The organism is Wolbachia endosymbiont of Madathamugadia hiepei (assembly GCF_013366855.1).
Classification (GTDB): domain Bacteria; phylum Pseudomonadota; class Alphaproteobacteria; order Rickettsiales; family Anaplasmataceae; genus Wolbachia.
Map to the genome: position 1 here is coordinate 1 of NZ_WQMP01000077.1, position 4,593 is coordinate 4,593.

A 4,593-nucleotide genomic window follows, 5' to 3' on the forward strand; every position below is an offset into this window, starting at 1 on the left:
TCCTTACATCTATTATTTCTATACCAAATTTTCTAGCTTCAGAATAAACTCCGCGCTGGATTAATTGCATAACTTCTGATCTCTTTTCATTTAACAAACTAATTAATGAAAATTTTACTATGTTTTCCCTTATGTGAGCTTCTATGATTGGATATAGTCTTCTGACTAATCCTGATTCGCTTCTCACAGCTTGGTAAAAAGTGATAGGCTCTACTATTTTATATTTTGCATAGGCGTCTACTATGATGCGTTTTTGGTCTGCAGTTATTACTTCTCTTGGAGTTTTATCAGGGCTTAAATCTAAAACTCTCTTATCAAGAAATTCTACGTTATTTATAAATGGCAGCTTAAAATATAAACCGCTTTCTTTAATATCTCTTACCACTTTACCCAATTGTATAACTATTGCTTGCTTCGTTTCTTGCACCACAAACATTGAATTAAACAAGGCGATTAACACGACAACGAATACAGAAATAAAAGCAATTTTAATATTACTGCGCATAACTATTTTCCCAAATTTGCAAGAGGTAAATAAGAAAACATACCTTTCAGATCATCAGTTACAACAAATTTATCTACTTTACTGAAAATATTTTCCATAGTTTCAAGGTAAATACGATTTTTAACGAGAGAAGGATTTTGCTTATATTCTTCATAGAGAGACAAAAAGCGATTTGCATTACCTTTCGCTTCGTTTATTATTTCATTCTCATATGCTTCTGCATCTAGTTTTATCTTTATTGCTTCACCTTTTGCTCGCGGTATAATATCGTTGCTATAAGCATATGCTTCGTTTATAGTACGCTCTTTATCCGCACGAGCACTTTGCACATCTCTAAATGAGCTAATTACTTTTTCTGGTGGGTCAATTTTTTTCATTTGGACAGATAAAATTTCTATGCCCATTTGATATCCATCAAGAATCTGTTGCAGTAAAGTTCTAGTATCTATAGGAATTTCTTGTCTGCCTTGACCAAGTGCAAAAGAGATCGTATTTTTACCTATTATCTCTCTCATAGCACTCTCTGCAGCATTTTTAACACTAAAACCAGGTGTATAATCCCGCACTTTGAATAAATAATCCTTAGCATCTCTAACGCGCCACTGGACCTCAAAATTAACGTTGACTATGTTCTCATCTCCAGTGAGCATCACACCTTCACCGCGGTCTGTGTCTCGTCCATAAGAGCTGCTGACCCCAATTTCTTCACGGTTTACTTCCTTAACGTTCACTTTAAAGACCTTGCCAATAGGGTAGGGGAAGTGATAGCGTAAACCAGGTGTTTCTGTGTTAGAATATTTGCCAAAAGTAAGTTCTATACCTTCCTCACTCGGGTGGACAATATAGAAGCCAGTGCAAGTATAGAAGAACAAAATAACAAGAATAATTAAATAAGGCTTTTTGCCACTGTTTCTTGTTAGGACATTAAAAAAGTACCTTATCTCGAATATAATTTTACTTAAAATATCTTCATTATTAGGAGTTTTATTTCTTATTGGTTTCTTTCCAAGATTCCAAGGATTATTCTCATCAAACATAATGATTAATTCTATAACTAATACGCTAATATTACTTCTTTAGCAGGAAAATGCAAGACTATTTTATTTACGAATTAATTATCAGATTGGAGGACATGATCATACACTTCCTTTTCTCTATTTAATATGGTTGACTCTATGGAATTTTCTGGTCTTCTTTTAAATTCATTGTTGTCGTTTTTGAGGTGCACTATATTTTCGCGAGAACCACTATAATCTTTTAATAATAGAATCGCTAAAATTACAGCGGCCAGTAAAAGAAACAATCTTTTTCTATACCTCATACAATTCCAGCATCCTCTCTAGTCTCTTCATCCTTGTTGTACCAGCGTCAAGCAAAATTATCCTTAGGTAAACGCATACTGACAGTCAAATTAACACTAATTTAAGAATTGAGGATGTACAATACTAATATGTTTAATTAATAGTGAGGTTTAAAATGATAACGAATCACGAAACAAATATGGTTTCTAATGAGAAACAATTAAGTATATTTACTAAAACTTTTAATAAGTTATTCAAAGAGAATAAAGAGAGCAGCATGTTTGATAGATTCTCTTCTTTAGATGCAAAGGAAAAAATGTTAGCAGTAACTGCAGTAGGTGTGATATTTGGTGCATTGCTTCCGGTTGTGGCAGTTGCTTTACCGGTTACTACAGCAGGTGCAGCAGTTGCTCTTACTCTATTTTTTGCTGTAAAAGCAGTTGAATATGGATATAAAGGGCTCAAATGTTCAGCAGAGAAGACATGGAAAGGGGCGAAATATACTGCCGGGAAAACTAAAGATGGTGCTGTGTATGTTAAGGATTCAGTGAAGAGAGGTGCTCGTTTTGTAAAAGAAAGAACAAAAGAAAAGACAAGTGATATGCTCGAAGCAGCAGCAGGTAGGTTATATCGTGCGGCTGGTAATGAGGATTATTTAGACAGAATAAATGATGAACTTGTTCCTAATTCACCACAGAAAGAGAAGTTTCAAGGAATAAGAGAGGATCTCAAGGCAATTTTTGCTAGTGGAGAAGGTAATTCCGAGTTAGTTAAGAGTATACTTTCTGGAATATCATCAAAAATAGAAGAAAAGATAAAGGCGAAAGAGTTCACTGGCTCTATATCTATGGATAATTTTGTAGAAAATGCAGGTTTAACCCTAAAGTGGGAGAGACAGAAAAAATTTGTTGATGACTTGAGTGTAGGCAAATTGCAAGGTTTGGTAACACGAAGGTCATTACCTAAAGAGAGTTACTTCATACGCAGCATTTTCTCTGAACATCATAGTGAGATTAAGGAGATTATTAGAGAACGCAAAACTTACGACTTATTAAAAAGCAATTCAATGAGTTCGCTGGATTCTATGGGAACTAACAGTACTGATGGTTCTCCAGTTGCTCCACCAAAGGTGTCTGAAAGTCCAACAACCAGTTGTTATTATAGTGAAAGAAGTTCACCTAATCCTTTTGGTTCTTCTACTCCAACAAAAGTACAAGATCCTTCTTTGAAAGTATTCCAAAACGAGCTTGAGCAAAGGTTTGCAAAACTACGTGGATCTAGATCAATCTAATGCAGAACCTTTCAACCTAGGGATTGGAATCCCAGGAGCAGGTAATAAGTAAAACTACTACTTCCCCAAAAGGACGTTACTCATTGAGTAACGTCCTTTCTATTTCCTCTTGATGAATGAATCTAAGTAAAGTATAGTATAGTAGCAATGCGTTTATGTAGATTCTAATGAGTGGTTTAGTTTTGATTTATACGACTTTCGCAAGTTTAAAGGAGGCTAAAACCGTTTCTGAAGAATTGTTAAACGAGAAATCAATTGCATGTGTAAACATATTCTCCGAGGTGAATTCTCTTTATTTATGGGAAGGTAAAATTAATAGTAGTTGTGAAATAGTAGCAATTATGAAAAGCAGAAACGATCAAGTGGATAAAGTTGTAGAAAAAATCGAAGCAATGCATTCTTATGATCAACCTGCTGTTGTAATAATACCTATAGAAAAGACAAATAAGTCTTTTCCTAATTGGGTTAATAATGTTATTGATGTAAGCAGTATTGGGGTGTAGCCAAGCGGTAAGGCAGCGGTTTTTGATACCGCCATGCGAAGGTTCGAATCCTTCCACCCCAGCCATATTGAAGAGAGTGTGAAATGATATCACTTTTCTATAGATTAAGGTTATTAAGTTATATACTGGGCAACTTAAAGGACATAGTTGTCAAGCTATTCCTCCTTATAATATATCTTTATGCATCCAGCGTTACGTTCATGTTTCTCAGCAATGGCTTTTGGTATGCTGTAGAATTTGGCTCTTTCAAAAATGCATTTAACCATTTGTTTGAATATTGCAAGTGGTATTACGATAACAAAGATGACCTCGGTTATGGAGTTTATTTTAGAATATTAGTAGCGTTTCTTGCTCCACATTTTCTCTATAGATTACTTCTCAGTACCGGCTGGAAATCTTTTTTAAAGGAAAGAATAATGCAGATACTCAGGTTCATGATCAAAGGCAAAAGGGGTGGTAAAGCAAGTTACAGCAGTAAAGCAAATGGTAGTAGTTATAACTATAGCAGCGAAAATAGCTACAGCAGTAGCAGTCATTATGGTTACAATGATGAGTGCCATGCTCAAGAAAGGCGAAAAGTGGCCATGATAAGGCAACTGTTAGTCAAGGATATAGAGGAAACCATAGATAAAAGACTCAATGATATCTTTTTCGGTGGAAGGAGCAAGTCTCACTAAAAAAGCTTTATCTGGTTTTTTTAATATGGCTTTTTAAAATTGGCTGTATTTTATTTTTTACATATACCGGGTCATAATCAGCCAATACACATGTGTGCACAAAATCTTGAATAAAATCTGATAACCAGGAAATTGCTTTCTGTTTTTCTACCAAGCTTTGTGTTCTTTTAACGCTAACTATGGATTAGCCGATAAAGAAAGAGCTGGAAATAGAGGGCTTTTTGGGTTGTAAAGAATATGAAATAAGCGTAGAAAAAATGTGAACTAAAAAGTTAATAGGAGATCTATGGCGAGTATGTTCAATTTCTAATCTGTT

At 34.7% G+C, this 4,593-nt stretch carries 6 protein-coding genes, 1 tRNA gene and 1 pseudogene; 4 read left to right on the forward strand and 4 right to left on the reverse strand.

Going from position 1 to position 4,593, the window contains the following annotated elements; all coding sequences use genetic code 11:
- The 3 genes from GO685_RS03420 to GO685_RS03430 form a co-directional block, all read right to left on the reverse strand.
- Window positions 1-505 (reverse strand): SPFH domain-containing protein (locus GO685_RS03420; RefSeq protein WP_246226406.1); only part of this gene is annotated, 505 nt, incomplete at its 3' end.
- Window positions 506-507: 2 nt separating this feature from the next.
- A complete protein-coding gene (gene hflK / locus GO685_RS03425; RefSeq protein ID WP_175937581.1) occupies window positions 508-1,542 on the reverse strand; it encodes an FtsH protease activity modulator HflK in 1,035 nt (344 codons plus the stop codon).
- 74 nt (window positions 1,543-1,616) lie between these two features.
- Entirely contained in the window at window positions 1,617-1,826 is a 210-nt protein-coding gene (locus GO685_RS03430) for a hypothetical protein (protein WP_175937582.1), read from the reverse strand.
- Between the two features lie 155 nt (window positions 1,827-1,981).
- Between GO685_RS03430 and GO685_RS03435 the strand changes: the two genes are divergently transcribed.
- The 4 genes from GO685_RS03435 (at window position 1,982) to GO685_RS03450 (ending at window position 4,277) form a co-directional block, all read left to right on the forward strand.
- Complete coding sequence (locus tag GO685_RS03435) at window positions 1,982-3,097, forward strand: actin-bundling T4SS effector WalE1 family protein (RefSeq protein ID WP_175937583.1); 1,116 nt, start codon at window positions 1,982-1,984, stop codon at window positions 3,095-3,097.
- 167 nt (window positions 3,098-3,264) lie between these two features.
- Window positions 3,265-3,600 carry a divalent-cation tolerance protein CutA gene (gene cutA, locus GO685_RS03440; RefSeq protein ID WP_175937584.1) on the forward strand — a complete coding sequence of 112 codons (336 nt, stop codon included), beginning with the start codon at window positions 3,265-3,267 and terminating at the stop codon, window positions 3,598-3,600.
- Window positions 3,591-3,665 (forward strand) — tRNA-Gln (locus GO685_RS03445). Before cutA ends, GO685_RS03445 begins: the two co-directional genes overlap by 10 nt.
- A gap of 18 nt (window positions 3,666-3,683) precedes the next feature.
- Window positions 3,684-4,277 carry a hypothetical protein gene (locus GO685_RS03450; RefSeq protein WP_175937585.1) on the forward strand — a complete coding sequence of 198 codons (594 nt, stop codon included), beginning with the start codon at window positions 3,684-3,686 and terminating at the stop codon, window positions 4,275-4,277.
- 184 nt (window positions 4,278-4,461) lie between these two features.
- Here the strand turns inward: GO685_RS03450 and GO685_RS03455 are convergent.
- Window positions 4,462-4,593: pseudogene (locus tag GO685_RS03455) on the reverse strand (IS982 family transposase); the annotation flags it as partial.

Excerpts from the sequence above, each read along its gene's own strand:
- hflK (WP_175937581.1), bottom strand. The coding sequence starts at position 1,542 with ATGTTTGATGAGAATAATCCTTGGAATCTTGGAAAGAAACCAATAAGA.
- GO685_RS03435 (WP_175937583.1), top strand. The coding sequence starts at position 1,982 with ATGATAACGAATCACGAAACAAATATGGTTTCTAATGAGAAACAATTA.
- GO685_RS03450 (WP_175937585.1), top strand. The coding sequence starts at position 3,684 with ATGATATCACTTTTCTATAGATTAAGGTTATTAAGTTATATACTGGGC.
- cutA (WP_175937584.1), top strand. The coding sequence starts at position 3,265 with ATGAGTGGTTTAGTTTTGATTTATACGACTTTCGCAAGTTTAAAGGAG.
- GO685_RS03430 (WP_175937582.1), bottom strand. The coding sequence starts at position 1,826 with ATGAGGTATAGAAAAAGATTGTTTCTTTTACTGGCCGCTGTAATTTTA.